Origin of the sequence: Sorangium sp. So ce185, from assembly GCF_051526825.1 — a bacterium.
Taxonomy (GTDB): domain Bacteria; phylum Myxococcota_A; class Polyangia; order Polyangiales; family Polyangiaceae; genus Sorangium; species Sorangium cellulosum_D.
On record NZ_CP150316.1, the window covers coordinates 11766982 to 11791935 of the forward strand.

Sequence of the window (24954 nt, forward strand, 5' to 3'; positions counted from 1 at the left end):
GGGCATCAAGGCGGCGCGCCGGGCGAGCCCGACGGCGTGTCGCGGTCGCTTTTCTTGCTCTCCGGCGGGCCGGACTCGGCGAGCGCTTCGAGCTGTCGCTCGACATCGTCGCCTCCGATGCTCCCGAGGGCTAGGCCGGCGAAGTCGCGCACGGTCGCGTCGGCGTCGGCGAGCAGCGACATCAGCCGCTCCACGGCTGCGCTCGAGCGCAGCTCGCCGAGCGCCAGCGCGGCCATCGAACGGCGCGCGGGGCTCTCGTCCTCGAGCCACTTGAGAAGCGCCTCGGCGACGCGCCCGCCGAGCTCGGTCACCGCGAGCTCCCGCAGGAACTCCCGAGGTGCATCGAACGACGGCGGCTCGACGACCCACGCCGCCATCGCGGCCGCCACGCGCTCCTGCAGCGCCGCCGGCAACGCCTCGCCCGCCTCCGCGGCGAGCAGCGTCGCGATGGGCACCTGCTTGCGCAGGACGCTCGTCACCCACCGCCGCGGCTCCGGCTCTTCCCACGACAGGACCCGCTCGACGAACCTGCGCGCCGCCGCGGGCCGCTTCTGCTCGAGCGCCATGTAGCCCACGCCGAGCCGGATCACCTCGCTCCAGCGGGCGTCGAAGAGACGCGCCAGCGCCACCTCCTCGAACCGCTCCATCGCGTGGAGCCCGGCGGCCGCGAAGAACTCCTGGAAGGTGAGGTGCATGAACCCCCACGCCTGCGCTCCGCGCTCCATCAAAAGGCCCAGCTCACGCCCCGACTTCTCGAGGAAACGGCGCGCCGCGAGGAGACCTTCTTCTCCGGAGACCCCCGCTTGCGCGCCGAGCGCCTCGCTCAGCGCCTCCACCACGAAGGGCTCCGGCGCGACCCCGGCCGGATAGCGCTCGTGCATCGCCAGCGCGAGCTTCCCGAGGATGGGCAGGGCCTCTTCTTCGTACGCCATGACGGCGTCCGACGCGCCGCTGGCCGAGAGGCGGCGCGCCGCAGCCCACGTCTCGCAGAGCGTGCGGGAGATCATGGCGTACGCCTGCACCCGGTGACGCGGCAGGCGACCTTCCGCGCGATGAATCGACGCGAGCGCCGAGAGGAGGAACGGGTTGCCCGCGAGCGCGCCGAGCCTCGGGCTGGCATCGACGGCGGCGAGGAGCTTCCCCGCCATCGCGTCGACCTCGTCCGTGGGGGCGGCCGCGTCGTCCGGCCCCTCCCATCGCACATAGGCCCGGTGCCAGGCGCTCACGTAGCGCACGACCTGCTCTCGATCGAACGGCCGGAGCGTCGCCTCCACGCGCCCGGGCAGATCGAACCCGGTGTACCCGACGATCCGCGAGGTGACGACGAACCGGTTCCGCGGATGAGCCGCAGCGAACGAGGCGAGCCACCGCTGGAGCTCGTCGCGCTCGGTCGAGCAGACCTCGTCGAGCCCGTCGAGCAGCACGAGGCAGCGGCCTGCCAGAAGCTCGCGGGTCAGCGCCTCGCGCACCATCGCCTCGTCGCCAGCGCCGCGCTCGTGAAAGTAGCGACCGAGCGCTTCCACGACAGGCACCTCCCGCCGCTCGGCGCACCGACGCAGCTCCGCGAGCTCGCCGACGCTGACAGGCAGCGGCAGGAGGCGCTCGGCAGCGCCGCTCTCCGACGCCAGCACGAAGCGACCCGCCGCCGCCGTGATCGCGAGCCTCCGGAGCAGCGTCGTTTTCCCCGAGCCGGGATCGCCGAGGAGGACGAGATGCCGGTGCCTCGCGAACAGCTCCTCGAAGCCCTCGCCCATGGGATGGCGAGCGAGGCGCACCCGCTCGCCGGACGGCTCGGAGCTCCCGCCCTCGATCCCTCGCGCGCTCCGCTCCGTGGCGCTCGTGCGTGGCGCGCTGACGTCGAGCCGCGGTGGCACGAAGACGTCGCGGAGGTCCAGGCTCGGCGGCTCGCTCTTTCGGAGCCGGAAGCCGACATAGCGGATGCGCCGCAGCTCCGGGCTCTGCGCGTAGCCACGGAGCGCCGCCCATGCCTGGTCGCGCTGCGTCGTCGGCGGCGCGCCGCGCGCTGCGCTCTGGGGGAAGATGTAGGAGGGCGCCCCCTCGAGCACGAGGCCGCACGGCGTGAGCTCCCGCGCGTCCGGCGGCGGGAGGGCGAGCGCCAGGTCCTCGCTCAGCGCGGCTGCGCCAGGCGGGATCGCCGCCATCCAGCCGCGCAGCACCCTCTCGGCGTCATCGATGAGCTCGCGGGCCCACGGCGCGCGGACGAGATGCGCCGCGAGGCGCGCCGAGAGCTGGAGATCGATGTGCACGCGCTCCCAGAGCTCTCTCAAGGCGCGAAAAGCGAGCGTGGCCAGCGCCTCGCCGGACGCAGCGCCGAGCACGAGCATGGCGGCGTCCTCGCTCCACGCGAGCGGCTGGATCGCCCCGAGCCCGCGCGCGAGGTACTCGACGCCGGCGGTGTACCGCACGCGACGCTGCAGGTACCCGCTGTCCGGCAGCTCCTTCCAGGGGAAGGACGGCCCGACGAGATCGATCCGGACAAGCGCAAGCTCGACCACGGCGCCGCTCCGGAGCGCCTCCCACCACGGCGCGACCGCGTCGCCCGGGTCGTTCATGTAGGCGCCTCCGGGGAGGGCGCCACGCGCAGCACCACCCGGAAGTGTCCTCCCTGCAGATCGAACTCCGGCGGCGGCAACCCTCGCGCGCGCATCTGCGCGACCATCTCCGGGATCCCCATCCCGAGGCTCTCCCCGCGACGAGCGCGCGCGAGCACCGAGGCGAGCACCGGGTTCCTGCGCTGGCTGATGCCCCCGACCTGGATGCTGTCGAGCGTCAGGTGATTCAGGAGCACGCCAGGATTGATGATCTCGACCCGGTCCTGGAAGGCGAGGATCCGGATCTGGGACGCGGCGCGGTAATCCCGGTGGGCGACGGCGTTGAGGAGCGCCTCGCGCAGCGCCGTCTGCGGCACGCCGCGCTCGACCCGCTCCCAGCGCTGGATGTGCGCCGGCGCGGGTGTGTAGCGCTCCAGGAACGCTGCGGCGCGCTCGATCTGCTTGAGGAGGTGTCCGGTGATCTCCTGCCGATCGACGAGCTCCGTCGACATCCCGGTGCCGGCGAAGCAGACCGCAGAGATCCTGGCATCGACGAACCATCGCTCGGGCTCGCGGCCGAAGAGCAGGAGGCCGGCCACGGTCGGTGTCTCGCCAGGATCCACGCACTTCAGCGCGCGCAGGTAACGGTTCCGCTGGACAGGTGCGCTGGGGTCGTAGACCGAACGCAAGAGGTCGTCGACGACGGCCAGATCGAGATCCGCCATCGTCGCCCCATGGACGACGCTCTCGTCATGGTAGGCGTTCTGCGACTGGAGCATGCGAACGAGCTCATGGCGCGTCGCCTCACGCGTCATGCTCCCGTCGCGGATCCAGTAAACATGCTTCGCCCGGTAAGGCCTGTCCGGGCTGGATGCCGGCACGTCGACCACGAGCAGCAGCTTGCCTGCGACGTCGACCTTCGTGATCGGGCACCAGATGGCCGGATGGACGACGGTCTGGCACGCCTGAACCACCGACAGCATCAGCGTGTCGGCCTCCTTCATCGTGCCGACCCCCGTCGGCGTGCCGTCGTCCTCGACCCCGAGGAAGATCTGACCGCCCAGCGCGTTGGCGAAGGCCGCGATCGTCTCGGCGAGGTCCTTCGGCGCCTTGCCAGGGGCCTCGATCCGCTTGAACTCGGTCACCGAGTCCTCGCCGAGCCGAAGCCTCTTTTCGATCGGATCGGAGGTCACGGCGCGATGCTAGCGCGCAGCCTTCAGCGGAGGTACATCGGCGCTCGCGCCGTCCGAGACGGGCGAAGCCAGCTCAAGGCGCCGTGCGGTAGGGGCCCCCCGCCCCCTCCCGCGGCCTCGGCCGGAGGAGCCCCGCGAGCCGGGTGGCGACGAGCGCGCCGGCGCCGATCAGCGCGACGGCCGCGCAGAGCGCGCCGCCGACGTAGGGGATCCCGCTGACGATCAGCAGGCCGAGGCAGCCGATGGCGAGGTGCGCGTAGGGGTTCCTGGTCCGGTGACCGAAGAGCCCCGCCCCCGCGGTCTCGAGCACGGCGCAGCCGCCCGCGACCACGGCGACGACGGCGAGCAGCAGGCCGATCACCGCGAACGGGATGCCGATCAGCGTGACGCACAGGGCGGCGGCGACCGCGACGGCGCCGAGGACGCCCACCGCGCCGAGCGCGAACGATCGCATCGGCCGGGCGGCGATCTCGACCTTGAGCGCCTCCATGCGCCGCGGCCAGAGCGCCAGCATCACCGCGCCGAAGGCGAACAGGAAGGCCGTGCGCGTCACCGCGTTGCCGGCCTTGCGCGCGAGCGTGGACGCGCCCTTCGCGCTCGATCCGTCGCCGCCCATCGGGTTCGCGTCGTTGTTCACGTCGCCGCGGATGCGCGCGCGCTCGCCCCGCCGGAGCGGGCCGCCCACGACGTCGACGTCGCCGTCGATGCTGGCGCCGTCGGCCACGGTGAGCGGGCCGCCCACCGTCGATACATCGCCGCGCACGCGCGCGCCCTCGTGGATGTGCGTGGAGCCGCCCATCACGTCGATGTCGCCGGTGACGGTGCCCCACACGTCGAGCGAGCCGCCGATCACCGACACGTCGTTCACCACCTCGCCCTTCTCGATCCGGAGGCTCCCGCCGGTCACGAACCGGTCCCGGCCGCGCGACGACGGCCGCGCCTCCTCGGCGTCCTCGTCCTCGGCGTCGTCGGGCGACGCCGCGGGCGAGGGCGCCGGCGGGGACCCGGCCGCGGGCTTCTCCGGGGCCGGCGCCGCCGGGGCCGGGGCGATCGCGATCAGGTCGCCGTCGCGGGTCGCGACGTAGCTCCCGTCGGCGAGCAGGAGCTCCAGCACCCGGTCCGCCGGCTGGTCCTGGACGTGGAGATCGACGGCGTCGCCGGGCGGCACGTTGAGCACGAGGCTCCACCCGGCCGCCTGGGCGACGCGCTTGAGCGCCTCGTTGCGCGGCTCGTTGGTCACCTCGACGCTCACCTTCGGCTCGACGTCTGGCCATGCCCCCTTGCGGAGGATCTCCGCCGTGGCCGCGCCGCTGGCCGAGGCCCCCAGCGCCGCGCCCAGCGCGGCGGCGGCGAGGCGCGAGGAGACGAGACGAGTCGAGACGGTGCGCATCAGATCCCTCCGTTCAGCGAGAGCTGCTTTCCCCTGGTCCACGCGACATAGGCCCCCACGAGCACGAGCAAGGCCGCCGAGAGCCACGGCAGCGCCGTGAGCCAGCCGGACAGGGCCCCGCTCCCGGCGACGGCGCAGCCGACCCTCACCACCACCGAGCAGGCGTGCCAGAGCCCCGCCCAGCTCTCCCGCAGGCCGCCCGCCCCGGCCACGAGCGACGGCGCCGCGCCGAGCGCCGAGATCGCCAGCGCGAACGCGAGCGCCGGGACCGGCAGCGGCGCGCGCGGCGCGGCGGTCTCCCTGGCGCAGCCGTGCGCCGCCTGCGCGCGCAGGAGCTCCCCCGCGCGGAGCGACAGGAGCGCCGCCTGGCCGAGCTCCGAGGAGCAGCTCTGGCAGCGCGCGGCATGCTCGAGCGCGCCCTCGGGCAGGAGGGCCCCCTCGCCGTCGCCCAGCGCGCAGAGCGCTATCTCGGTGAGGTGACCGTTGGACTGCCACACGAGGTCGGGCGCGAGCCTGTCGTCGTCTTGCATCGTCACTCTCCGAGCGCCTCGGCCAGGCAGCGCCTGCCTCGCGCGATCCACGTCGCCACCGTCCCGAGCGGGATGTCGAGCCGGCGCGATATCTGCTGGTAGTTGAGGCCTTCGACGTGGAAGGCCAGGAGCGCGCGGCGCTGGGGTTCGGCCAGCTTCTGCAGGGCCAGCTCGATCCGGCGGGCGCGCTCGGTCTGGGCGGCGCGCTCCTCGGGCCCGGGCGCCGGGTCCTCGACCGAGTCGAGGAGCTCGCGCTGCTCCTCGGCGCTCGCCTCCGGGAGCGCCTCGGCGCGCCGCGTGCGGCGGCGGCGGCGCAGCACGTCGAGCGCCACGTGGCGCGCGATCCCGAGCACCCACGGGCGCAGCGGCTCGCCGTCGCGCAGGCGGCTGCGCCCCTCGAGGGCCCGGGCGAGCGCCTCGTGGGTGCAATCCTCGACGTCGGGGTGATCGGACCGCTCCCCGAGCACGCAGGCGATCGCCGCGCGCACCACCGGCCGCAGGGCGGCGGTCTCGTCGAGAGACGCCCCCACCGTCACAAGCGACGCCGCGGGGAGCCCGTCGGACGCTTGGGGACACGGCGGCGTGGCCACTGGAATCATGCTGGACCCAAACAGTTCGCGCGAGCCCTCCCCCAAATTTCACGGGCTGGCAGAGAACACGCCAGCGGCATCGAGATGGCTGGGTAGTGCTCGAATTTGCCCGGAGAGAATTCACATGAAGGCGGGAAGGCAGGAAGAGCATTGATCTTTTCTTCCCGCCTTCCCGCCTTCATGTTCAATTTTGAGCACTGCCGACGGCTGAGGGCCGCCGCGGCCCGACCGAGCCCGTTCTCGGTTCCTGGACGGCCGCCCTCGGTTCCTGGACGGCCGCCCTCGGTTCCTGGACGGCCGCCCTCGGTTCCTGGACGGCCACCCTCGGTTCCTGGACGGCCACCCTCGGTTCCTGGACGGCCACCCTCGGTTCCTGGACGGCCACCCTCGGTTCCTGGACGGCCGCCCTCGGTTCCTGGACGGCCACCCTAGGCGCCGGGCGCAAGGAAATCGATGAGCTCGGGGAGGACGAGCGCCGGGTCTTCCAGGTGGGGCGCGTGGCCGAGCGGCACGAGGCGCAGCGTGGCGCGGGGGATCGCGGCGGCCGCGGCGATGCCGAGCGGCGCCGGAAACACGTCGTCGCGCTCGCCCCAGAGCACCAGCGTCTCCGCCTCGATCTCGCCGAGCCGCGAGAGGCGATGGGGCACGGGGCCGACCGCGGGGAAGAGCGCGTTGAACGCGGCGGCAGGGGCGACCCGGCCGTCGGGCACGGCGTAGAGCTCGCCGTGCAACGCCGCGAGGCGCTCGCCGCGCGGCGTGGGCTGCGGGGGGCGGACGCGGCGGAAGAGCGCCTTGCCGAGCACCCGCATCAGGCGCTCCGGCGGGGCGCGGAAGTAGGCGCGGCTCGAGGCGGTCATGACCGACCCGACCCCCATCGCGCCGATGAGCACGAGCTTCCGCGGGCGCGCGCGCCTGCGGAGCGCGATCTCCGCCGCGACCAGCCCGCCGAGCGAGTGGCCGACGAGCGCGGCGTCGCCGAGATCCATCTCGAGCAGGAGCTCCTCGACCGGATCGGCGAAGAAGCGGAGGCCCTCCTCGAAGCCCCCGCCCTCGAACGGCGGCGACGAGGCGTGGCCGAAGCCCGGCAGATCCACGGCGATGACGCGGTGGCGGCGCGCGAGCTCGGGGAGCAGCGGGAACCACGTCGTCGCGGCGTTGCCGCGGCCGTGCAGGAGGACCACCGGCGCGCCGCGGCCGCCCTCCAGGTAGCGGAGCGTCGAGCTCAGCGCGGCGCGGCGGTGCACCGCGAACGGCGGCTCGCCGGCGGCGAGCTCCGCGAGGATCGCGCGCTCGGCCGGGCCCAGGCGGGAGACGACGGCGTGGACATTCGTCACGGGCGCTCCCCGTAGCGCGAACGATACGGCGCGGAAATGCCGCAGCCCCGGGGGGCGCCGCCGCGCGCCCGCCCGTGCGTCGGCATCGGCTGTCGCCGGGCCGGCGTCAGCGCCGGGGCTGCGCCCGGGCCGGCGTCAGCGCCGGGGCTGCGCCCGGGCCGGCGTCAGCACCAGGGCTGCGCCCGGGCCGGCGTCAGTCCCGACCCCCGGACCTATGTCAATCCCGGCCGTGCCCGGGCCCGAGGATGAGCTGCATCTTGGCCATGGGCTCGAACCCCTCGACGTGCGGCGGGTGGTGGCACTGCGTGACGCAGCTCTCGGGCGAGGGCGCGAGCACGATGAGCCCCTTCTTCTCGGGATCCTTCGCGTGCAGCGAGCCCGGGCCGTGACACTCCTCGCACTGCACGTTCTGGAGGGAGGCGTTGTGCGTCACCGTGGAGCCGCCCGGCTTGCCGTAGCCGGTCACGTGACAGCTCACGCAGTCGAGGTTGTACTCCTTGAAATCCTGCTGCAGCGTCGCGTACGCCCGCGCGTGCGCGGTGCCGTCGAAGACCTTGCGCTCCTCGTCGTGGCAGTTCGTGCAGGCGTCGATGCCGATGTAGCTGGCCTCGCCCTTCGCCGGCGGCTCGGGGACGCGATCCGCGAACGCCTCCTTGTTGTGGGCGTTGACCCGCTTGTAATAGGCGAGGAGCTGCCCGGCGACGTCCTTGTCGGCGCCGAGCTTCTCGCGCACCTCCACCGCGCTGTAGCGGAAGAAGCTGCCGGTCACCTTCGTCTCCGCCGACTCGAGCTTCGCCTTCTCCGCCCGGAGCTTCTCCAGATCGGCCTTCCGATCGGCGATGTCCTTCGCGGAGACCGTCTTGCTGCCCTCCCAGCCGTTGAGGCGGATCTCGAGCTCCCGGATCCGCGCCGACAGGCTGATGAGCTCGTCGGCCTTGGCGACGCCGCCCGCGTCCGCGAACACGAGCGGGCCGTCGCCCTTGCCGCGGACGAAGAGATCGACGACCGCCACCGACTGGAGGTGGTTCGGCGTCTCGACGACCAGCGTCGTCCCGATGAGCACCGGCGGCTTCGGGCCGTCGTTGACGTCCCCGCGCTCGCTGGGCTTGCCCAGCACGAGCACGTGCAGCTCCGGCGCGTTGTCGGCGAGCCGCAGCGCCTCGCCCCGCGGCAAGGCGGCGAGCCCCACGAACACCGTCGCGCCCTGCTTCTTCGCCTCCTCGACGCCCGCCTTCACCGCCTCGACCGTCGAGCCGGCCTTGACGCCGTCGGGATAGGCGCCGGCGAGGCCCTTCGGGTCGCTCACGCCGATGAGGCCCACCTTCACGCCGGAGACGTCGCGCACCACGACGCCCCGGACGCCCTGCGCGCCCTCGAGGTTCTTGGCGAGCACGGCCGCCCCGGACTGCTCCTGGTACTTCGCGAGCGCCTCGGCGCCGAGCGCCCAGTCGTTCTCGCCCGGCGCCCACGCCGCGAGCCCGATCTCCTTCGCCGCCAGCGCCATCGCCTCGGCCTTCCAGGCGTCCTGGGTGCGGCGCTCCGGCTTCACCTCCGGCTCCATGAAGAGCAGCGGCCCGGCGCCGACCACGAGGCGAGCCGGCGCCTCGCCGCGCTGGCTCTCGATCAGGGCGGCGAGGTGGTCGATGCCCCCGAGCTGGTCCTTCGTGCAGCCGCACGGCTCCAGCGCGCCGGCCACGGTGCTGAGCACGTAGAGCCGCACCGTCGGCCGGGTCGCGCCCGCGTCGGCGTCGGCCTCCGCGCTCGCGGCACCCTGCTCGGGGACCTTGCACCCCTGGCAGGCCGCCGCGCCGGCCGCCGCGGCGATCGCGAGGAAAGGGATCAAGAGCGCGTACCCCCGACGCACTCCGCGAAGAAGCGAGCGCTTCATGCCCGCGCTATAGCACACGGGCTCGGGCGCATGAGCGGAGGCCGCGCCGAGGCGCCGGTGTCGAGGCGCGGGCGCCGGGGACGCTCAGAAGCTCGACGGCGCGAAGGGCAGGACCGTCTTCAGGTCGGCGTCGTTGAACCGGAGCTGCAGGCCGATGAAGTAATCCCGGCGATCGGTGTTCAGGATGTCGTCCATGCCGCCGAGCAGCCACAGCTTGCGGATGAACTCGTACGCGAGCGCGACGCGCCAGCGCGGCGACAGCTCCTCGCCGAAGCCGAAGAGGTCCTGCCGGAGCTCGAACCGGTCGTCGAGCAGGTGGAGATCGAGGCCGAGGCCCCCCGTCGACTCCTTGATGCCGAAACGGCCCGTGAACGGGCCGAGCCGCTTCGCGAACTGGAACGAGAAGCGGAAGGCGTTCGTCGTGATCGTGCGGACCTCGCGGTAGTGCGCCGGGTCGTTGATGTTGGTCGTGTCGACGTCGATCTGCTGGAAGTCCGTCTTGCCGCGCGGGTCGTTCACCAGCTCGACGACGTAGTACTTGTCCTCGGTCGGCTGGAGCCGGAGCTCGACGTAGCTCTTGATGGTGTTGGCCAGGAAGTTGTAGTCGGTCCGGAGCCCGACCACCGTCTGGAAGCGGCTGATCCCGCCGACGAGCTCGCCGACGTCCTCGACGACCGTCTCGACCTCGTTGATCAGCGTCTCGTCCTTGGTGAGGCGGCCGAGCGTCCCCTCCCCGCGGTCGACGCGCGCGGCGATGCTGTCCACGTGCTTCAGCGCCGACTCGAGGTTCTCGGTCGCGCGCCCCACCCGCTCGGCGGCGCGCCGGAGCTCGCCGGGCTGCCCGCCCTGCTGGCCGGGCACCTCGGCCGCGGCCGTCATCGTGCGGATGTCGCGGGTCACCTGCTCGACGTTGCGGAGGATCTCCCGCAGGCGCGGGCCCGACTCGCCCGTGATCTGGTTGATGTTGTTGATCGTCTGCGTGACGCCCGCGCGGTTCTCGCGGACGGTCGCGTTCATCTGCTCGGTGACGTCCGCGAGGTTGTCGAGGATCTGCGCGAGCCGCTCCTGCCCGGTCTCGGAGCCGACGGTGTTCTTCAGCGTCTCGGTGACGGTCTTGACGTCCTTCAGGATCTCGGCGACCTGCCCCTGCATCGACTGGATCGTCGGCTCATCGATGTAATAGAGGACCCGCCCCTCGTCGGGGATGCGCGGCTTGCCCTCGGTGCCGGGCGAGAGCACGACGAACGACTCGCCGATGAGGCTCGTGGCGCGCTTGCCGATGGCCGCGTCCTCGTAGAGCGGGACGTCGGGGCTCATCTTGATGTCGATGCGCGCCTGGCCGTTGTAGAGCGAGATCTTGTCGACGACGCCGACCTGGATGCCCGAGATCATCACCCGCGATTGCGGGGACACGCCGATGGCGTCCGGCAGCGTGGCCCAGACGCGGTAGCCGTTCCCGCCGCCCACGTCGCGCGAGACGAAGCGGTAGCCGCCGTAGGCCGCGCCTGCGAGCACGATCGTCATGACGCCGACCTTCGCGGCCTTGGAGACCTCAGCCATCCTGCGCGAGGGCCACGGTAGCACGAGCCGACCGCGGGACCGCGCGGCTTTCTCCCCGACGCGACGGGTGGCGGCGTGGCGCGCCGCGGTCCGGCGCGAAGAGGCGCGCGCGGGTCGGGCGCGTGCCCGTCTCCCGCCGCACGCGGGCGGCCGGAGACGGGCGCCAGGCCCGGAAACCTGCTAGCCGAGGCGTATGCGGTCGTGGTGGGCCAGAGGGGTGTTCGTCGCGGCGCTCACCTTCGCCGGGGCGGCAGCAGCGGAGCCGCCGGCGCTCACGTGGGAGGCGGCGACGCGATCGCCGCAGCCGCCCGCGGCCCTCGCGCCGGACGTCGCCGCGCTCGCGGCGCGCTGCGGGAGCGCGGACGCGGCGCTCGCCGCCGTCGCCCGGCGCAACGTCGAGCGGCAGCTCCAGGGAGGAGAGATCATGCCGCCCGACGAGCTCGCCTTCACGCTGCGCGCCGCGGGCGCGCCGCACGCCTGGCCCAGGGGCTGGTCGATCTCCGGCCGAGGGCTGGGGCCGGACGAGGTCGGGGCGCGGCTCGACGGGTGGATCGCGGGCTGGACCACGCTCGGGGTGCGGCGATGTGGGGTGGCCCAGGCGAAGAAGCCGGATGGGACGGTGATCGTGGCCGCGGTCGGGGTGGACGCGCTCGCGGATCTGTCGCCGCTGCCGACGACGGCGCGCGTGGGGCAGTGGGTGACCCTCGAGGGGACGATGCGGGTGCCGGCGAGCGCGGTGAAGGTGGTGCTGCTGGGGCCGCGGGGCGCGCCCAAGACGGTGCTGAGCTCGCTGTCGGGCGCGCGGCTCCGCTCGAGCTTCGCGGTCGACCAGCCGGGGAGCTGGCTGGTGCAGGTGCTGGCCACGGTGTCGACCGGGCCGAGGCCCGTGCTGGAGGCGATGATCTTCGCGGGGAGCGCCCCGCCGGGCCGGTACGTCCGCGCGACCGCGCCCGGCGAGGAGGCCGCGAAGGGGGCGCAGGGCGACGAGGACGCGATGCTGCGGATGATGAACGCCGCGCGGGCCTCGGAGCGCCTGCCGGCGCTCGCGCGCGACGCGGCGCTCACCGCGCTGGCGCGGGCGCACTCCGAGGAGATGATCAAGGCGAAGATGGTGGGCCACGACGTGGGCTCGGGCGACCCGGCGGTGCGCCTCAAGGCGGCCGGCTACCGGGCGACGATCGCGGGGGAGAACGTGGCCAGCTCGAGCACGACCGAGGGCGCGCACCGCGCGATCTGGGCGAGCCCGTCGCACCGGGGCAACCTGCTCGACCGGCGCTACGGAAGGACCGGCGTCGCCGTCGTGCGCGACCCGAGCGGCCGGGTCTGGGTGACGCAGCTGTTCGCGGGGTGACGACAGCGCACCGGGCGCGAGACGCCGGCGGGGTCAGGCGCCGGGGGGATCAGGCGCCGCCGCGCTCTCGCCGGAGCCGCTCGAGCTCCGCCAGCGCCTCCGCGAGCCGGAGCTCGGCCTCCTCGCGGATGCGGGCCTCCTCCTCGCGGGCGCGGGCCTCCTCGTCGAGGCGCGACTCGAGCTCGTGCGCGCGCTGCTCCGCGGCGTCGACGAGCGCGCCCAGCTTGTCGATGAGCTCGTCGGTGTCGGGGATCGCGGCGTCGCCCGCATAGAAGCGGAGCCTGCCGTCGTCGATGACGAGATCGAGCCCCAGCACCCGTGACGCATAGTGGCCGCGCTGGGGGATGAGCGGCTCGTAGACCCTCGCTCCCGAGGACGGCAGGCGGAAGCCGCGCAGCGAGCCGCGCTTGCGGTCGTACACGAAGTACTCCGGGATGCCGAGCCGCGCGAACCACTCCACGTTGCGCTGGAGGTCCTTCCTGCGCTTTCCGCGGACGATCACCTCGAGGGCGACATCGAGGCCCTTGCCCTCGTCCAACACGACCCACCGGTCGCGCTCGTGCGCCTCCACGTCGACCACGGCGATGACGTCCGGCGAAAAGACGCGCTCGCCCGGGTAGTAAACCGCGAGGTTGCCGCTGACGTAGACGCGGCGGCCAGCGCGCCGGAACCAGCGATCGAGCGTCGTGCGCGCCCGCGCCACCGGATGCCAGTGCGGATCGCCCTCGGGCGGCGAGGCTTCGTCCAGGGGGAACTCGGACGGGAGGCTGTCCACGATCTCGCGGCGCTGCTCGGGCGTGAGCTGCTCCCACACCTCGACGGTCGGAGCGCGCGGGTCGTCGGGATCTACACGCCACGGGGTCGCACAGCTCATGGCTGGATTCTACCCGCGCCGCGCTGATCCGTCAGCTCCTGGGCTCGATGGACCGTCGGCCCGAAGCTTACGGCGAGCAGGCGCCCGGCGCTCGCCGATCGCCCGCTGTTCACCGCCGCACCGGCGCCTGCGGCTCGTCCGGGCGGCCGCCGTGCCGCGCGTGTATCCTTGCACCGATGGCTGCACGCCCGCTTTACGTCGGCATCGACCTCGGCACCACGAACTCGACCGCGGCCGCCTTCGACGGCGAGAAGGTCACCCTCGTCAGGAACTCCCAGGGCGCGACGCTCACCCCGAGCGTGGTGCGGATCGACGCGCGCGGGACGACCACGGTCGGCGCGCGCGCGCGCCGGTTCCTCGAGAGCGACCCGCAGAACACCCGCGCGGAGTTCAAGCGGCTGATGGGGACGGCCCAGCCGATCGAGTTCGCCGCGGCGAAGGTGACGAAAAAGCCCGAGGAGCTCGCCGCCGAGGTGCTCCGCTCGCTCCGCGCCGACGTCGCCGAGCACCTCGGGGCCCTGCCCGCCTCGGCGGTGATCTCGGTGCCCGCGCTCTTCGAGCTGCCCCAGAGCGCGGCGACGTCGGAGGCGGCGCGGCTCGCGGGGTTCGAGCGGGTCGAGCTCATCCAGGAGCCGGTGGCCTCGGCGCTCGCGGCCGGCTGGACGGCCGAGGAGCCCACGGGCAGCTGGCTCGTCTACGACCTCGGCGGCGGGACCTTCGACGCCTCGCTGCTCGAGACGCGCGACGGGCTGCTCCGCGTCGTCGGGCACGACGGCGACAACTTCCTCGGCGGGCGCGACTTCGACTGGGCCATCGTCGACTGGGCGCTCGCCGAGATCGCGCGCACCCAGGGCGTCACCGTGAGCCGGGCCGACCCGCGGCACGCGGCCGCGCTCCGCAAGCTCAAGCTCGCGGTCGAGGAGGTCAAGATCGAGCTCACCCGCGCCGACGAGGCGGCGCTCGCGATCCCCGGGGCGTTCGAGGTGGGCGGCGCGCACGTCGATGTCGATCTGGTCCTCGCGCGGTCCACGCTCGACGCGCTCTGCGCGCCGATCATCGACCGCTCGATCGAGGTCTGCCGGCGGCTCCTCGCGGCGCACGGCCTCGACGCGTCGCAGCTCGCGCGCGTCGTGCTCGTGGGCGGGCCGACCGTGATGCCGGCGCTGCGGGCGCGCGTCCGGGACGCGCTCGGCGCGCCGTTCGGCGAGGGGCTCGACCCGATGACCCTCGTCGCGCAGGGGGCCGCCATCTACGCGGCGACCGCCGGGCTCGACGCGCGGGCATCCGCCTCCCGCGCGCGGGCCGAGGGGGCCAAGGAGGAGGGCCGCCGGCTCTGGCTCCAGTACCCGGCGATGTCGAGCGACCTCACGCCCCACGTGGTGGGCCGCGTCGTGGAGGGGCCGGGGCCCGCGCCCGAGCGGATCCGGCTCGCGCGCGAGGGCGACGGCTGGACGAGCGCCGAGGCGCCGCTCGACGCCGAGGGGGCGTTCGTGGTCACCGTCGACCTGCTCCCGCGCCGGCCGAACGTGTTCCGCGTCGAGGCGACCGCGGCCGGCGGCGCGCGGGTGCCGGTGCACCCGCGGTCGATCACCATCGTCCAGGGGCTCACGATCAGCGATCCGCCGCTGTCGCGCACCGTCGGCGTCGCGCTCGCGGACAACTCCGTGCGGGTCTACTTCGAGCGGGGCGCGCCGCTGCCGGCCCGGCGGACGTTCGTGCACCACAGCGTGGAGAGCGTCCCGAAGGGCTCCAGCGCGTGCGTGCTGAAGATCCCCATCGTGCAGGGCGAGCTCGACGTCGCCCACCTCTGCCGCGTGGTCGGGACCCTCGAGATCGACGGGAGCGGGCTCACCCAGGCCCTGCCCGCGGGCGCGGCGATCGAGCTCACGCTCGAGCTCGATCGGGGCGGGCACCTGTCGGCGCGCGCGCTGATCCCGTCGCAGGGGCTCGTGTTCGAGCGCGTCGCGCACCTGCTCGTGCCCGAGGCGGCGCCCGAGGTGCTCGACGCCTCGCTCGCGGCCATGCGCGAGCGGCTCGCCTCGGTGCGCGAGAGCGCCCTGCGCAGGAACGCGCCGCACGCGCTCGGCAAGGTCACCTACGTCGAGTGCGCGCTCGTCGAGGTGGAGCGCGACGCGGCCGCGGCGCGCGGCGGCGACGCCGACGCCGGGCAGAAGGCGCGGCGCGCGCTGCTCGAGCTCGACGTGCTGCTCGAGCAGGCCGAGGCCGACAAGCGCTGGCCGGAGCTCGAGGCCGAGGCCCAGGCCGCCGTCGCGAACGCGTCGGTGTGGATCTCGCAGCTCGGGTCGAGCACCGAGAAGGCGCTCCTCGAGGAGGCCGCGCAGGGCGTCTCGCGGGCGCGCGCCGAGAAGAACCAGGTCGAGCTCCAGCGGCAGCTCCGCCTCGTCCGCAACCTGAGCAGCGCGGCGTTCCAGCGGCACCCGAAGGCGTGGGTGTGGATGTTCGAGGACGCCGCCTCCGAGGCGCACCAGGCGTCGGATCTGGTCCGCGCGCAGAAGCTCGTGCGCGACGGGCGCGGCGCGGCGGAGCGCGGCGACACGGCCGCGCTGCGGGCGATCACCGAGGAGATCTGGCGCCTCCTGCCGGTCGACGCGCAGAAGCGCAGGCTCGGCCACGAGTCGGGGGTGCGCTGATGGACGGCGCGCTCGGCCGCATCCGCGACAACCCGTTCTACGTGCTCGGCCTGCGGCCGACCGCGAGCCGCGCGGAGATCGAGCGCGAGGGGCAGAAGCTGCTCGGGATGCTCGAGCTCAAGCTCGCGAGCGCGGCGACCTACCCGACGCCGGTCGGCCCCGGCGCGCGGACCGCCGACAAGGTGCGCCAGGCCATGGCCGCCCTCCGCGACCCGGAGCGGCGCCTCGCCTACGAGGTCTGGGCGCGGCTCGACCCGAGGCCGCCGCCCAGGGACGACCTCGACGACGACCTCGGCGAGCTGCCGCCGCCGGAGCCGCCCGGCGAGGATCCGCGCGCGCCGTGGCCGGACGCGCTGTCGGCGCTCGGCTGGAGGGCGCGGTGATGCTCGCCCTCGCGTTCATGGCCGTCCTCGTCGTCGCGACCGCGGTCGTCGTCGTGCCCCTGCTCATCGAGCAGCGGATGGCCGGCCAGAGGGCGACCGACGACAGCGCGCTCGGCACCTTCGCGCGCATCCTCCTGGGCGTGCTCGCGGTGCTCTTCGTGTCCACCGTTCCGCGCGGGTCGCTCGTTGGCCTCCTCGTGCTCGCGCCGCCCCTCGCGCTCTTCGGGCCCTGGCTCGCCGCGCGGCACGTGTTCATCCCGCTCGGCCTGCCGCGCGCGGCGTACGGCGCGGCGAGGCGCTCGCTCTTCGCGTGGCCCGCGGACCCGCGCGGCGGCGCGGCGCTCGCGGCGGCGTGGGCGCTCTGCCGCGCGCGGCGGCCGGACCCCGAGGCCGAGGCCTGGGTAAGCGAGCTGCTCGACCGCGACGCGGCGGCCCCGCCCGGGGCAGGCGCCGCGGCGATGCGGCGGGCCTCGCTCGGCGGCGCCGGGGTCGCGGCCGGGGCGATGCTCGCGGCGTACCGTGGCGACCAGGAAGGCGCGCGGCTGCTCTTCGAGAGCGTCCGCACCCTGGATCCGCGCGCCTGCCCCCGCGAGGCCCGCCGCGTCGCCGCCGGGTGGCTCGCCGCCGAGGCGGCCTCGCGCGGCGACTGGCCGGCCGTGCTCGAGCGCGCGCGGGAGGGCGGCGGCCGGGCGCTGTCGCTGCTCGGCGCCGTCGCCGCGCGGCTGCTCGGGGAGGCGCCCGCGCCGGGCGCGCTCGAGCTCTGGCTCCGCTGGCTCGCCGCGCCCCACCGCCGCGCCACGCTCCCGCTCGTGCGCCGCGCCCTGGCCGCCGGCGAGGGCGCGCCGCCCCCGCAGCCGGAGGAGCCCGAGCCGTGCGCCGCCAAGGTCGCCGAGGGCGACCTGTGGAGCCGCGCGGTGCTGCTCCACGCGACGATGCTGCTGCGGCCGCGCGGCAAGGTCTCGGGCGACGATCTCCGGCGGCTGGGCGGCGCGTGGGACGCGGCGCTCGACGACGAGCGCGCCCAGGCCGAGCTCCGCGAGCGCGCGCAGCTGCTCGGCGCCTCGGGCGCGCAGGCGGCGCTCGGCCCGCTCTCGCGCGCGGTCGAGGAGGACCTCGCGGCGGCGCTGCGGGCGGCGCGCGTGCCGCGCGAGGCGTGGGACGATCTCGGCGGGACGATCGGCCGCACGCGCCGGCGCCTCCGGGACGAGCTCCTCTCCGAGGTGGAGCTCGCGTGCGACGCCCTCCGCCGCCGCGTCGACGAGAAGCGCGAGCTGCCGGCGCTGTCGGAGTGGCGCGAGTGGATCTCGCTGCGCGCGCAGTACGAGGCCGCGGCGGCGCTCGCCGGCGCGGAGTTCCGCCGCCTCGCGTTCCCCAAGGTGCACGCCGACGTCTGCCACGCGGCCGTCTGGCTGTTCAACGCGCGCAAGGAGCGGGCGATCGCGAACGCGATGTTCCGGTGGCTCCTCGCCGAGGCCGAGGCGCTCGAGGACGCGCGCCTCGCCGGGCTCCAGCGCGGCAACGTCGGGTGCGGGGTATGACGCGGGAGAGCGCGCCCGCGCCGCGCGCCGGGGCGGAGGCGGTTCGTCCGGATCCCTCCGAGCCGGCCGCATGATCGAGCTCGACCGGGTCACGAAGCGCTACGCCACCGCGATCGCGGTCGACGGGGTCTCGCTGCGCGTCGAGGAGGGCGAGCTCCTCGTCCTCCTCGGCGGCTCGGGCTCGGGCAAGACGACCACGCTCAAGATGGTGAACCGCCTCATCGAGCCCACGTCGGGCGCGATCCGGATCGGCGGCAAGGACATCACCGGCGAGCCGCCGCACGCGCTGCGCCGGCGCATCGGCTACGTCTTCCAGCGGCTCGGGCTGTTCCCGCACCTGACCGTGGCGGAGAACATCGGCGTCACCCCGTCGCTGCTCGGCTGGGACGCGGCGCGCATCCGGGCGCGGGTCGACGCGCTCCTCGAGCTCTGCGAGCTCGATCCGGCGGCCGTGCGCGACCGCCGCCCCGACGAGCTCTCGGGCGGCCAGCAGCAGCGGGTCGGGGTCGCGCGCGCGCTCGCCGCCGAGCCCCGGGTGATGCTCCTCGACGAGCCGTTCGGGGCGCTCGATCCGCTGACGCGCGACCGGCTGCAGCAGTCGTTCTTGGCGATCCGGCGCCGGCTCGGCCTGACCGCGATCTTCGTGACCCACGACCTCGTCGAGGCCCTCCTGCTCGGCGACCGCATCGCCGTGATGAACGGCGGGCGGCTCGCGCAGGTGGGGACGCCGCGGGAGCTCATGACCGCGCCCGCGGACGAGTACGTGGCGCAGCTCGTCGGGACGCCGAAGCGGCAGGCGGCGGTCATCGACGCGCTGCTCCGGGAGGGGGAGCGCCGGCCGTGAACGAGCAGCTCGCCCTGCTCCCCGGGCGCCTCCTCGCGCACCTCGAGCTCACGCTCGTCGCGCTCCTCGTGGGGACGGGCGTCAGCGTGCCGCTCGGCGTGCTGGTCTCGCGCGCACGCCGGCTCGAGCAGCCGGTGCTCGCCGTCGCGAGCGTCATCCAGACCGTGCCGAGCCTCGCGCTGCTCGCGTTCATGGTGCCCGCGCTCGCCGCGATCGGCGCCGCGAGCATCGGCTACCTGCCGGCGCTGATCGGGCTCGTGCTCTACAGCGTGCTCCCGGTCCTCCGGAACACGGTGGTGGGCCTCTCCAGCGTCGATCCGGCCCTGATCGAGGCGGCCGAGGGCGTCGGCATGACGCCGGGCCAGCGGCTCCGGCGCGTGCAGCTGCCGCTCGCCATGCCGGTGATCGTCGCCGGCATCAGGACGGCCGCGGTGTGGACGGTGGGGACCGCGACGCTCTCGACGCCCATCGGCGCGGAGAGCCTCGGCAACTACATCTTCAGCGGGCTGCAGACGCGCAACACGGCGGCCGTGCTCGTCGGGTGCGCGGCGGCGGCGGCGCTGGCGCTGGTGCTGGACGGCACGGTGCGGGCGCTCGAGATCGGCCTCCGCCGGCGCCGCCGGGGCCTCGTGGCCGCGGCGATCGGCGCGTTCGCGCTGCTCTACGCGATCGCCGCGGCCGGCTTCGCCCGGGGGGCGCTCGGGGGCGGCGCGCGGCGGATCGCCATCGGATCGAAGACCTTCACCGAGCAGTACATCCTGAGCCGCGTCCTCGCGGGGAAGATCGCGCAGGAGACGGGGCTGCCCACCGAGGCGGTGGAGTCGCTCGGGTCGACGGTGGCGTTCGACGCGCTGAGGACGGGCCAGATCGACGCGTACGTCGAATACTCCGGGACGCTCTGGACGGCGGTCATGAAGCGGGGCGACGCCCCGGCCGACCGGGGCGAGGTGCTCCGCGGCGTCACGCGGTACCTGCTCGAGGAGCACGGGATCGTGGTCGCCGCCGCGCTCGGCTTCGAGAACACCTACGCGCTCGCGCTGCGGCGCGAGCGCGCGGAGCGGCTCGGCGTGCGGACCATCAGCGATCTCGTGCCCGCGGCGCGATCGATGTCGATCGGGGGAGACTACGAGTTCTTCGAGCGCGCCGAGTGGAAGACGGTCGAGCAGCGCTACGGGATCGCGTTCGCGAGGCAGCGCAGCATGGACCCGTCGCTCATGTACGAGGCCGTGAGGGCGGGCGAGGTGGACGTCATCAGCGCCTTCTCGACGGACGGGCGGATCGTGTCGTTCGACCTGCGCGTGCTCGAGGACGACCGGCGGGCGATACCGCCCTACGACGCCGTCGTCCTCGCGAGCGCGCGGCTCGCGCGGGAGCACCCGGAGGTGATCGAGGCGCTGCGGGGGCTGGAGGGCAAGATCGGCGCGGAGCGGATGCGGGAGCTCAACGTCGCCGTCGACGAGCGGGGAAAGTCCCCCGCGGAGGTCGCCGAGGCGCTGCTGCGGGAGCTCTGACGGGCCGCGCCCGGCTACGCGCCGCTCGGGTCGCCGGCGGGCCGGTCGCCGCGCGGCGACCCGGCGCCCGGGCGCCGGAGCGTCACGAGGCGCTCTTCGTGGAGCGGCTCGGGCTGGATCGTGCAGTGGTCGAGCGCGTGCCGCTCGCGCAGCCGCCGGCCCACGGCCGCGGCCACGTCCGTCCCGTGGTACCCCCTGGCGAGCACCACGTGCACCGTGAGCACGTTGAAGCCGTCGGAGATCGACCAGACGTGCAGGTCGTGGAAGTCGAGCACGCCGGGCACGCTCCGGATCGTGTCCTCGACGTGGGCGAGGTCGATCTCGATGGGGCTGCCCTCCATCAGCACGCGCGACGTGTCGCGCACGAGCCGCCAGCCGCCCCAGAGCACGAGCGTGCCGATGGCCGCGCTGATCACCGGGTCGGCCCGGGTCCAGCCGAAGGCGAGGATGAGCACGCCGGCCACGATGGCGCCGACCGAGCCGAGCGCGTCCGACAGCACGTGCGCCAGCGCGGCCCGCGTGTTGATGTTGTGCCCGCGCTCGCCGGTCGAGAGCAGCAGCGCCGAGGCCACGTTCACGAGCAGCCCCAGCGAGGCGGTGATCGCCAGCGCCTCGGCGTGCACCGCCTGCGGCGCGCGCCACCTGTGGACCGCCTCGATGAAGATCCAGATCGCCGTCAGCGCCAGCGCGATGCCGTTGGCGAACGCCGCGAGCACCTCGGCGCGCCGGTAGCCGTACGTCCGCGCGCGCGTCCGCGCCTGGGCCGCGATGCGCTGCGCGATGATGGCGAGCCCGAGCGCCGCGGCGTCGGCGAGCATGTGCCCCGCGTCGGCCAGCAGGGCGAGGCTCTTCGACCACCACCCGACCGCCGCCTCGACGACCAGGAACGACGCCGTGAGCGCGAACGCCGCGAGGAGCCGCCGGAGCGGGGCGCGCCGGTGGTCGTGATGGTGGTCGTGGTGCCGCGGGTCGCCGTGATCGTGATCGTGGTCGTGATCATGGTCGTGGCCGGGCGCGCCGTGAGGGTCGTGCGCGCGCGGCTCGCCGCGCGGAGCGTCGTCACGGTGCGGGTGCTCATGGGCGCCGCTCCCGTGATCGTCGGGCACCCCCATCGCGGCGCCGGCGCGGCTCACACCCGCTCGATGATGGTCGCCACGCCCATCCCTCCGCCGATGCACAGCGTGATCAGCGCGGTCGCCTTATCGGCGCGCTCGAGCTCGTCGAGCGCCGTGCCGATCAGGCACGCCCCGGTCGCGCCGAGCGGGTGCCCGAGCGCGATCGCGCCGCCGTTCACGTTGACGCGGTCGAGGTCGACGCCGAGCTTGCGCGCCGTCTGCAGCGGCACCGCGGCGAACGCCTCGTTGATCTCCCAGAGATCGACGTCGCGCGCCTGCATGCCCGCCTTCTTGAGCGCCCGCTCCGACGCCGGCGCCGGGGCCGTCAGCATGATCACCGGCTCCGCCCCGGCCGTCGCCATGGCGCGGAGCCGCGCCCGCGGCCTGAGCCCGTGCGCCTTCACGTAGTCGCCCGACGCGAGCAGCACCACCGCCGCGCCGTCCACGATGCCGCTCGAGTTGCCCGCCGTGTGGACGTGCTCGATCGACGCCACCTGCGGGTACCGCACGCGCGCCAGCTCGTCCACGGTCTCGCCGGCGGGGCCCATCGGGGTCGAGCCGAGGCCGGCGAACGCCGGCTCGAGCTTCGCGAGCGCCTCCATCGTGGCCCCGGCGCGCGGGTGCTCGTCGCGGTCGAGCAGCGGCTTTCCGTCGAGATCGACGACCGTGAACAGGCTCTTCGCGAACCGCCCCTCGCGCGCGGCCCGCTCGGCCTTGTGCTGGCTGTCCAGCGCGAAGCGGTCGACGTCCTCGCGCGAGAAGCCCTCGATCGTCGCGATGAGGTCCGCCGAGATGCCCTGCGGCACCATCGCCAGCTTCTTGCGGAGGGCGAGGTTGTTGCCGTCGAGGGGCGCGCCGTCCGAGCCCATCGGCACGCGCGACATGCTCTCGACGCCCCCGCCGACGGCGACCTCCTGCTGGCCGGACATGACCCCCATGGCCGCGAAGTTCACCGCCTGCGCGCCCGAGCCGCAGAAGCGGTTGACGGTCACGCCGGTCACGCCGTCCGGCCAGCCGGCCGCGAGGATGGCGGTGCGCGCGACGCACGCCCCCTGCTCGCCCGCCTGGGTCACGCACCCGACGACGACGTCCTCCACGTCGTCCTTGCGGATCCCGGTCCTCTCGGCGAGGCGGTTGAGCGTCTGCGCGAGGAGCTCCTGGGGGTGCACGCCCGAGAGCGCCCCCTTGCCTGCCTTGCCGCGCCCGCGCGGCGTGCGAACGGCATCCACGATGAAAACGTCTCGCATGACAGGCCTCCCGCGCTCGGTGTCCGGCCCTGCCTTAGCATACCACCCGTTCCCGGGGCAGCCCGCTCGCGCCGGGTCTCGGTGGCCCTGAACCGACGCGGATCGGCTATGCTCGCCGCCGATGACGGACCGGTCGCAGCGCATGGTGTGGGTCGATCTCGAGATGACGGGGCTCGACGAGAGCTCGTGCGCGATCGTGGAGATCGCGACCATCGTCACGGAGCCCGATCTCACCGTCGTCGCCGAGGGGCCGTGCCTCGTCATCCACCAGCCCGAGGACGTCCTCGCGGGGATGAGCGACTTCGTCCGCGATCTCCACGAGCGCTCGGGGCTCCTCGCGCGCATCCGCGCCTCCACGCTCTCCGTCGGCGACGCGGAGTCCGAGACGCGCGCGTTCCTCGAGGCGCACTGCGACAAGGGCACGGCCGTGCTGTGCGGCAACTCGGTCTGGAAGGACCGCGCCTTCCTGCAGCGCTACATGCCGGACCTCCTCTCTTTCCTGCACTACCGCATCGTGGACGTCTCCACCCTCAAGGAGCTCGTGCGCCGCTGGTATCCGACGCGCGCCGCGCCGAAGAAGCGCGAGATCCACCGCGCGCTCGACGACATCCGCGAGTCGATCGAGGAGCTCCGGTGGTACCGGGCGAACGTGTTCCAGCCGCTCCCGGGCACCGGGACGCGCTGAGCGGCACGCCGACGCGAGGCGCGCTCGAGGGCGAGCCCCGAGCTCGCGGCAGCCCGCGAGCTCGCCTCCCCGCCCGGCGCTCCCCCCACGCGCTCAACCCCGGAGCGCGCGCTCCGTCCACCCCCCCGGTCCACCTCAGGGCAAGCCGCGCGCTCGACCCGGCGTCGAGGTCTGCTCCCTCGGGCGAAGACGCCGCGCTGCTGGTAATGAGAAGAAAAATGTCGGCGTCGCGAGAAAAATAGATCGATCGAGGGAATGCATTTAGTAGGCTAGCCATGCGTCCAGGCCTCCGGCACGAGGTCTGCGGCGCGGACACCCCGGCGGCCCCAATCCGCCGGGGTGTCGTTTGCCAGCGGGGCAGCGGATCGCCTCAGAAGAGCTGGTCGCCGTACCACCGCTGATCGGGGCTGCGGCGGGCGTCCACGGCCGGGGTCACGGCCATGGAGGCGGGCCCGGCGCGGCGCGTCGCCCGGGACCTCAGGGTCGGCCTCTCGACGGCCGGGCTCACCGCCTCGGGCACGCCCGGGTCGCAGCTCACCGGCGGGGCCAGCGTCGCGCTGTGCTCCACATCGCTCACGTGCGCCGGAGGATCGGCCGGCCGCGGGGATGGCGCACCGCGGCGGGCGAAGTACCAGCTCAGCGGTACCGCGATGGCAGCGCTCGTCAGCGCGACGACCAGGAACACCCCGGCGGCCCGGAGGGCGCTGCGGCGCCGGCGCGGGGCGGCGACCTGGACCGAGGGGTGCCGCATCGCCTCGGGGGGGAGGGTGCCGGTGGGCAGCGTGTTGCGCGACGCCGGGGCGGGCGCGCTCCGCTCGGTGTCGGGCGGCGGCTCGGGCGGCCGCGGAGCCCCGCCGGCGAGGGGCGCCGAATCCGTGAGGAGCAGCGGCCGCACGGCGGTCATGAGCTCCTGGACGGTCTGGAAGCGCGCGTCCGGATCCTTGGCGAGCGCCCGCGAGAGCGCCTCGCGCACCTGGGGCGGCACGCCCTGGAGCGGCGGCGGCACCTCGTCCAGCGCGCACGCCTCCAGGTCGTCGCGCCCCTCGAACGGGCGCTGGCCCCCGAGGACGCAGTACAGCAGCATCCCGAGCCCGTAGACGTCCGTGCGCGGATCGATCGCGCGCGCGTCGAAGAGCTCCGGCGCCCGGTACCGCGCCGCGTCCGCCACGGGATCCGCGGGCGCCCCGAACAGGCGGTGCAGCCCGAACGCCCTCAGGACGGCGGCCCCCTGGCCGGTGATCACCACCGTATGCGGGCCGACATCCCCGTGCGCGAGGCCCAGCGCGTGCGCCGCGCCGAGCGTCCGCGCGACGTCGACCGCGAGCTCGTAGGCGACGGAGCGGAGCCGGGGCAGCAGATCCTCCACCGAGGGATCGTCGCTCGGCCGGACGGCGATCCACCCGGTCGTGCCCTCCATGCCGCCGGCGATGACAGGCACGGTGCCGTGCATCGCCGGAGACAGCGAGAGGAGCCGATCGAGCTCGCCGCGGAACGCCTCCGGGTCGAGGGCGACATCCTCCTGGACATACAGCGTGACCTCGCGGCCGTCCGCGTCGAGCGCGCGGTAGGCCTCGGCCGGAGCCGGAGAGTCGAGGCTGGCGACGATGGTGTACCCGGCGAGCTCCTGGCCCAAGATCACCATGGGCCCTCCGCCGCGAGCCCCCCGAGGAGCGCGGCGGTTTCCACCCCTCCGCGCGGGAAGACAGCAGAGCGAAGCG

General features: G+C 74.4%; 19 protein-coding genes. 7 read left to right on the plus strand and 12 right to left on the minus strand.

The window, feature by feature from the left end; genetic code table 11:
• Window positions 1-5: 5 nt before the first annotated feature.
• From WMF26_RS43405 to WMF26_RS43440, 8 genes are all read right to left on the minus strand, one after another.
• Window positions 6-2573 (minus strand): NACHT domain-containing protein, encoded by a 2568-nt coding sequence (locus WMF26_RS43405; protein ID WP_437997506.1) that lies wholly within the window; start codon window positions 2571-2573, stop codon window positions 6-8.
• Complete coding sequence (locus tag WMF26_RS43410; RefSeq protein WP_437997507.1) at window positions 2570-3745, minus strand: ATP-binding protein; 1176 nt, start codon at window positions 3743-3745, stop codon at window positions 2570-2572. Before WMF26_RS43410 ends, WMF26_RS43405 begins: the two co-directional genes overlap by 4 nt.
• A 73-nt stretch (window positions 3746-3818) precedes the next feature.
• Complete coding sequence (locus WMF26_RS43415) at window positions 3819-5135, minus strand: hypothetical protein (RefSeq protein WP_437997508.1); 1317 nt, start codon at window positions 5133-5135, stop codon at window positions 3819-3821.
• Entirely contained in the window at window positions 5135-5671 is a 537-nt protein-coding gene (locus tag WMF26_RS43420; protein ID WP_437997509.1) for a hypothetical protein, read from the minus strand. Before WMF26_RS43420 ends, WMF26_RS43415 begins: the two co-directional genes overlap by 1 nt.
• Window positions 5668-6195 carry a sigma-70 family RNA polymerase sigma factor gene (locus tag WMF26_RS43425; protein ID WP_187345766.1) on the minus strand — a complete coding sequence of 176 codons (528 nt, stop codon included), beginning with the start codon at window positions 6193-6195 and terminating at the stop codon, window positions 5668-5670. Before WMF26_RS43425 ends, WMF26_RS43420 begins: the two co-directional genes overlap by 4 nt.
• A gap of 488 nt (window positions 6196-6683) precedes the next feature.
• Window positions 6684-7589: an alpha/beta fold hydrolase gene (locus WMF26_RS43430; RefSeq protein ID WP_437997510.1), complete on the minus strand. Its 906-nt coding sequence runs from the start codon at window positions 7587-7589 to the stop codon at window positions 6684-6686.
• Between the two features lie 217 nt (window positions 7590-7806).
• On the minus strand, window positions 7807-9432 hold the full coding sequence (locus WMF26_RS43435; RefSeq protein ID WP_437997511.1) for a multiheme c-type cytochrome: 1626 nt from the start codon (window positions 9430-9432) through the stop codon (window positions 7807-7809).
• Window positions 9433-9561: 129 nt separating this feature from the next.
• Window positions 9562-11037, minus strand: coding sequence for an MlaD family protein (locus tag WMF26_RS43440; protein ID WP_061625132.1), 1476 nt, complete (start codon window positions 11035-11037; stop codon window positions 9562-9564).
• A 193-nt stretch (window positions 11038-11230) separates the two neighbouring features.
• Here WMF26_RS43440 and WMF26_RS43445 point away from each other — a divergent pair, with 193 nt between their 5' ends.
• The gene (locus WMF26_RS43445; protein WP_437951939.1) at window positions 11231-12388 is read left to right on the plus strand and encodes a CAP domain-containing protein; all 1158 of its coding nucleotides are present in this window, start codon (window positions 11231-11233) and stop codon (window positions 12386-12388) included.
• A 49-nt stretch (window positions 12389-12437) separates the two neighbouring features.
• Here WMF26_RS43445 and WMF26_RS43450 read toward each other — a convergent pair whose 3' ends face one another.
• A complete protein-coding gene (locus tag WMF26_RS43450; RefSeq protein ID WP_437997512.1) occupies window positions 12438-13262 on the minus strand; it encodes a Uma2 family endonuclease in 825 nt (274 codons plus the stop codon).
• Window positions 13263-13438: 176 nt separating this feature from the next.
• On the opposite strand from WMF26_RS43450, the gene WMF26_RS43455 reads away from it, so the two are divergent.
• From WMF26_RS43455 to WMF26_RS43475, 5 genes are all read left to right on the plus strand, one after another.
• Window positions 13439-15913: an Hsp70 family protein gene (locus tag WMF26_RS43455; protein ID WP_437997513.1), complete on the plus strand. Its 2475-nt coding sequence runs from the start codon at window positions 13439-13441 to the stop codon at window positions 15911-15913.
• The gene (locus WMF26_RS43460) at window positions 15913-16296 is read left to right on the plus strand and encodes a hypothetical protein (protein ID WP_437997514.1); all 384 of its coding nucleotides are present in this window, start codon (window positions 15913-15915) and stop codon (window positions 16294-16296) included. Before WMF26_RS43455 ends, WMF26_RS43460 begins: the two co-directional genes overlap by 1 nt.
• Entirely contained in the window at window positions 16254-17834 is a 1581-nt protein-coding gene (locus WMF26_RS43465) for a hypothetical protein (protein WP_437997515.1), read from the plus strand. The genes WMF26_RS43460 and WMF26_RS43465 overlap by 43 nt, the downstream gene beginning before the upstream one ends.
• A gap of 70 nt (window positions 17835-17904) precedes the next feature.
• Window positions 17905-18678: an ABC transporter ATP-binding protein gene (locus WMF26_RS43470; protein WP_437997516.1), complete on the plus strand. Its 774-nt coding sequence runs from the start codon at window positions 17905-17907 to the stop codon at window positions 18676-18678.
• Window positions 18675-20189: a glycine betaine ABC transporter substrate-binding protein gene (locus WMF26_RS43475; RefSeq protein ID WP_437997517.1), complete on the plus strand. Its 1515-nt coding sequence runs from the start codon at window positions 18675-18677 to the stop codon at window positions 20187-20189. Before WMF26_RS43470 ends, WMF26_RS43475 begins: the two co-directional genes overlap by 4 nt.
• A 14-nt stretch (window positions 20190-20203) precedes the next feature.
• On the opposite strand, the gene WMF26_RS43480 is transcribed toward WMF26_RS43475, so the two are convergent.
• A complete protein-coding gene (locus WMF26_RS43480) occupies window positions 20204-21322 on the minus strand; it encodes a cation diffusion facilitator family transporter (protein WP_437997518.1) in 1119 nt (372 codons plus the stop codon).
• Window positions 21319-22551 carry an acetyl-CoA C-acetyltransferase gene (locus WMF26_RS43485; RefSeq protein WP_437997519.1) on the minus strand — a complete coding sequence of 411 codons (1233 nt, stop codon included), beginning with the start codon at window positions 22549-22551 and terminating at the stop codon, window positions 21319-21321. Before WMF26_RS43485 ends, WMF26_RS43480 begins: the two co-directional genes overlap by 4 nt.
• Window positions 22552-22672: 121 nt before the next feature.
• Between WMF26_RS43485 and orn the strand changes: the two genes are divergently transcribed.
• A complete protein-coding gene (gene orn / locus WMF26_RS43490; protein WP_437333950.1) occupies window positions 22673-23236 on the plus strand; it encodes an oligoribonuclease in 564 nt (187 codons plus the stop codon).
• Between the two features lie 370 nt (window positions 23237-23606).
• On the opposite strand, the gene WMF26_RS43495 is transcribed toward orn, so the two are convergent.
• Window positions 23607-24878, minus strand: a complete 1272-nt coding sequence (locus WMF26_RS43495; protein WP_437997520.1) for a serine/threonine protein kinase — start codon at window positions 24876-24878, stop codon at window positions 23607-23609.
• Window positions 24879-24954 lie beyond the last annotated feature (76 nt).

Excerpts from the sequence above, each read along its gene's own strand:
- WMF26_RS43445 (WP_437951939.1), top strand. The coding sequence starts at position 11,231 with ATGCGGTCGTGGTGGGCCAGAGGGGTGTTCGTCGCGGCGCTCACCTTC.
- WMF26_RS43450 (WP_437997512.1), bottom strand. The coding sequence starts at position 13,262 with ATGAGCTGTGCGACCCCGTGGCGTGTAGATCCCGACGACCCGCGCGCT.
- WMF26_RS43455 (WP_437997513.1), top strand. The coding sequence starts at position 13,439 with ATGGCTGCACGCCCGCTTTACGTCGGCATCGACCTCGGCACCACGAAC.
- WMF26_RS43415 (WP_437997508.1), bottom strand. The coding sequence starts at position 5,135 with ATGCGCACCGTCTCGACTCGTCTCGTCTCCTCGCGCCTCGCCGCCGCC.
- WMF26_RS43405 (WP_437997506.1), bottom strand. The coding sequence starts at position 2,573 with ATGAACGACCCGGGCGACGCGGTCGCGCCGTGGTGGGAGGCGCTCCGG.
- WMF26_RS43485 (WP_437997519.1), bottom strand. The coding sequence starts at position 22,551 with ATGCGAGACGTTTTCATCGTGGATGCCGTTCGCACGCCGCGCGGGCGC.
- WMF26_RS43440 (WP_061625132.1), bottom strand. The coding sequence starts at position 11,037 with ATGGCTGAGGTCTCCAAGGCCGCGAAGGTCGGCGTCATGACGATCGTG.
- WMF26_RS43470 (WP_437997516.1), top strand. The coding sequence starts at position 17,905 with ATGATCGAGCTCGACCGGGTCACGAAGCGCTACGCCACCGCGATCGCG.
- WMF26_RS43495 (WP_437997520.1), bottom strand. The coding sequence starts at position 24,878 with ATGGTGATCTTGGGCCAGGAGCTCGCCGGGTACACCATCGTCGCCAGC.
- orn (WP_437333950.1), top strand. The coding sequence starts at position 22,673 with ATGACGGACCGGTCGCAGCGCATGGTGTGGGTCGATCTCGAGATGACG.
- WMF26_RS43460 (WP_437997514.1), top strand. The coding sequence starts at position 15,913 with ATGGACGGCGCGCTCGGCCGCATCCGCGACAACCCGTTCTACGTGCTC.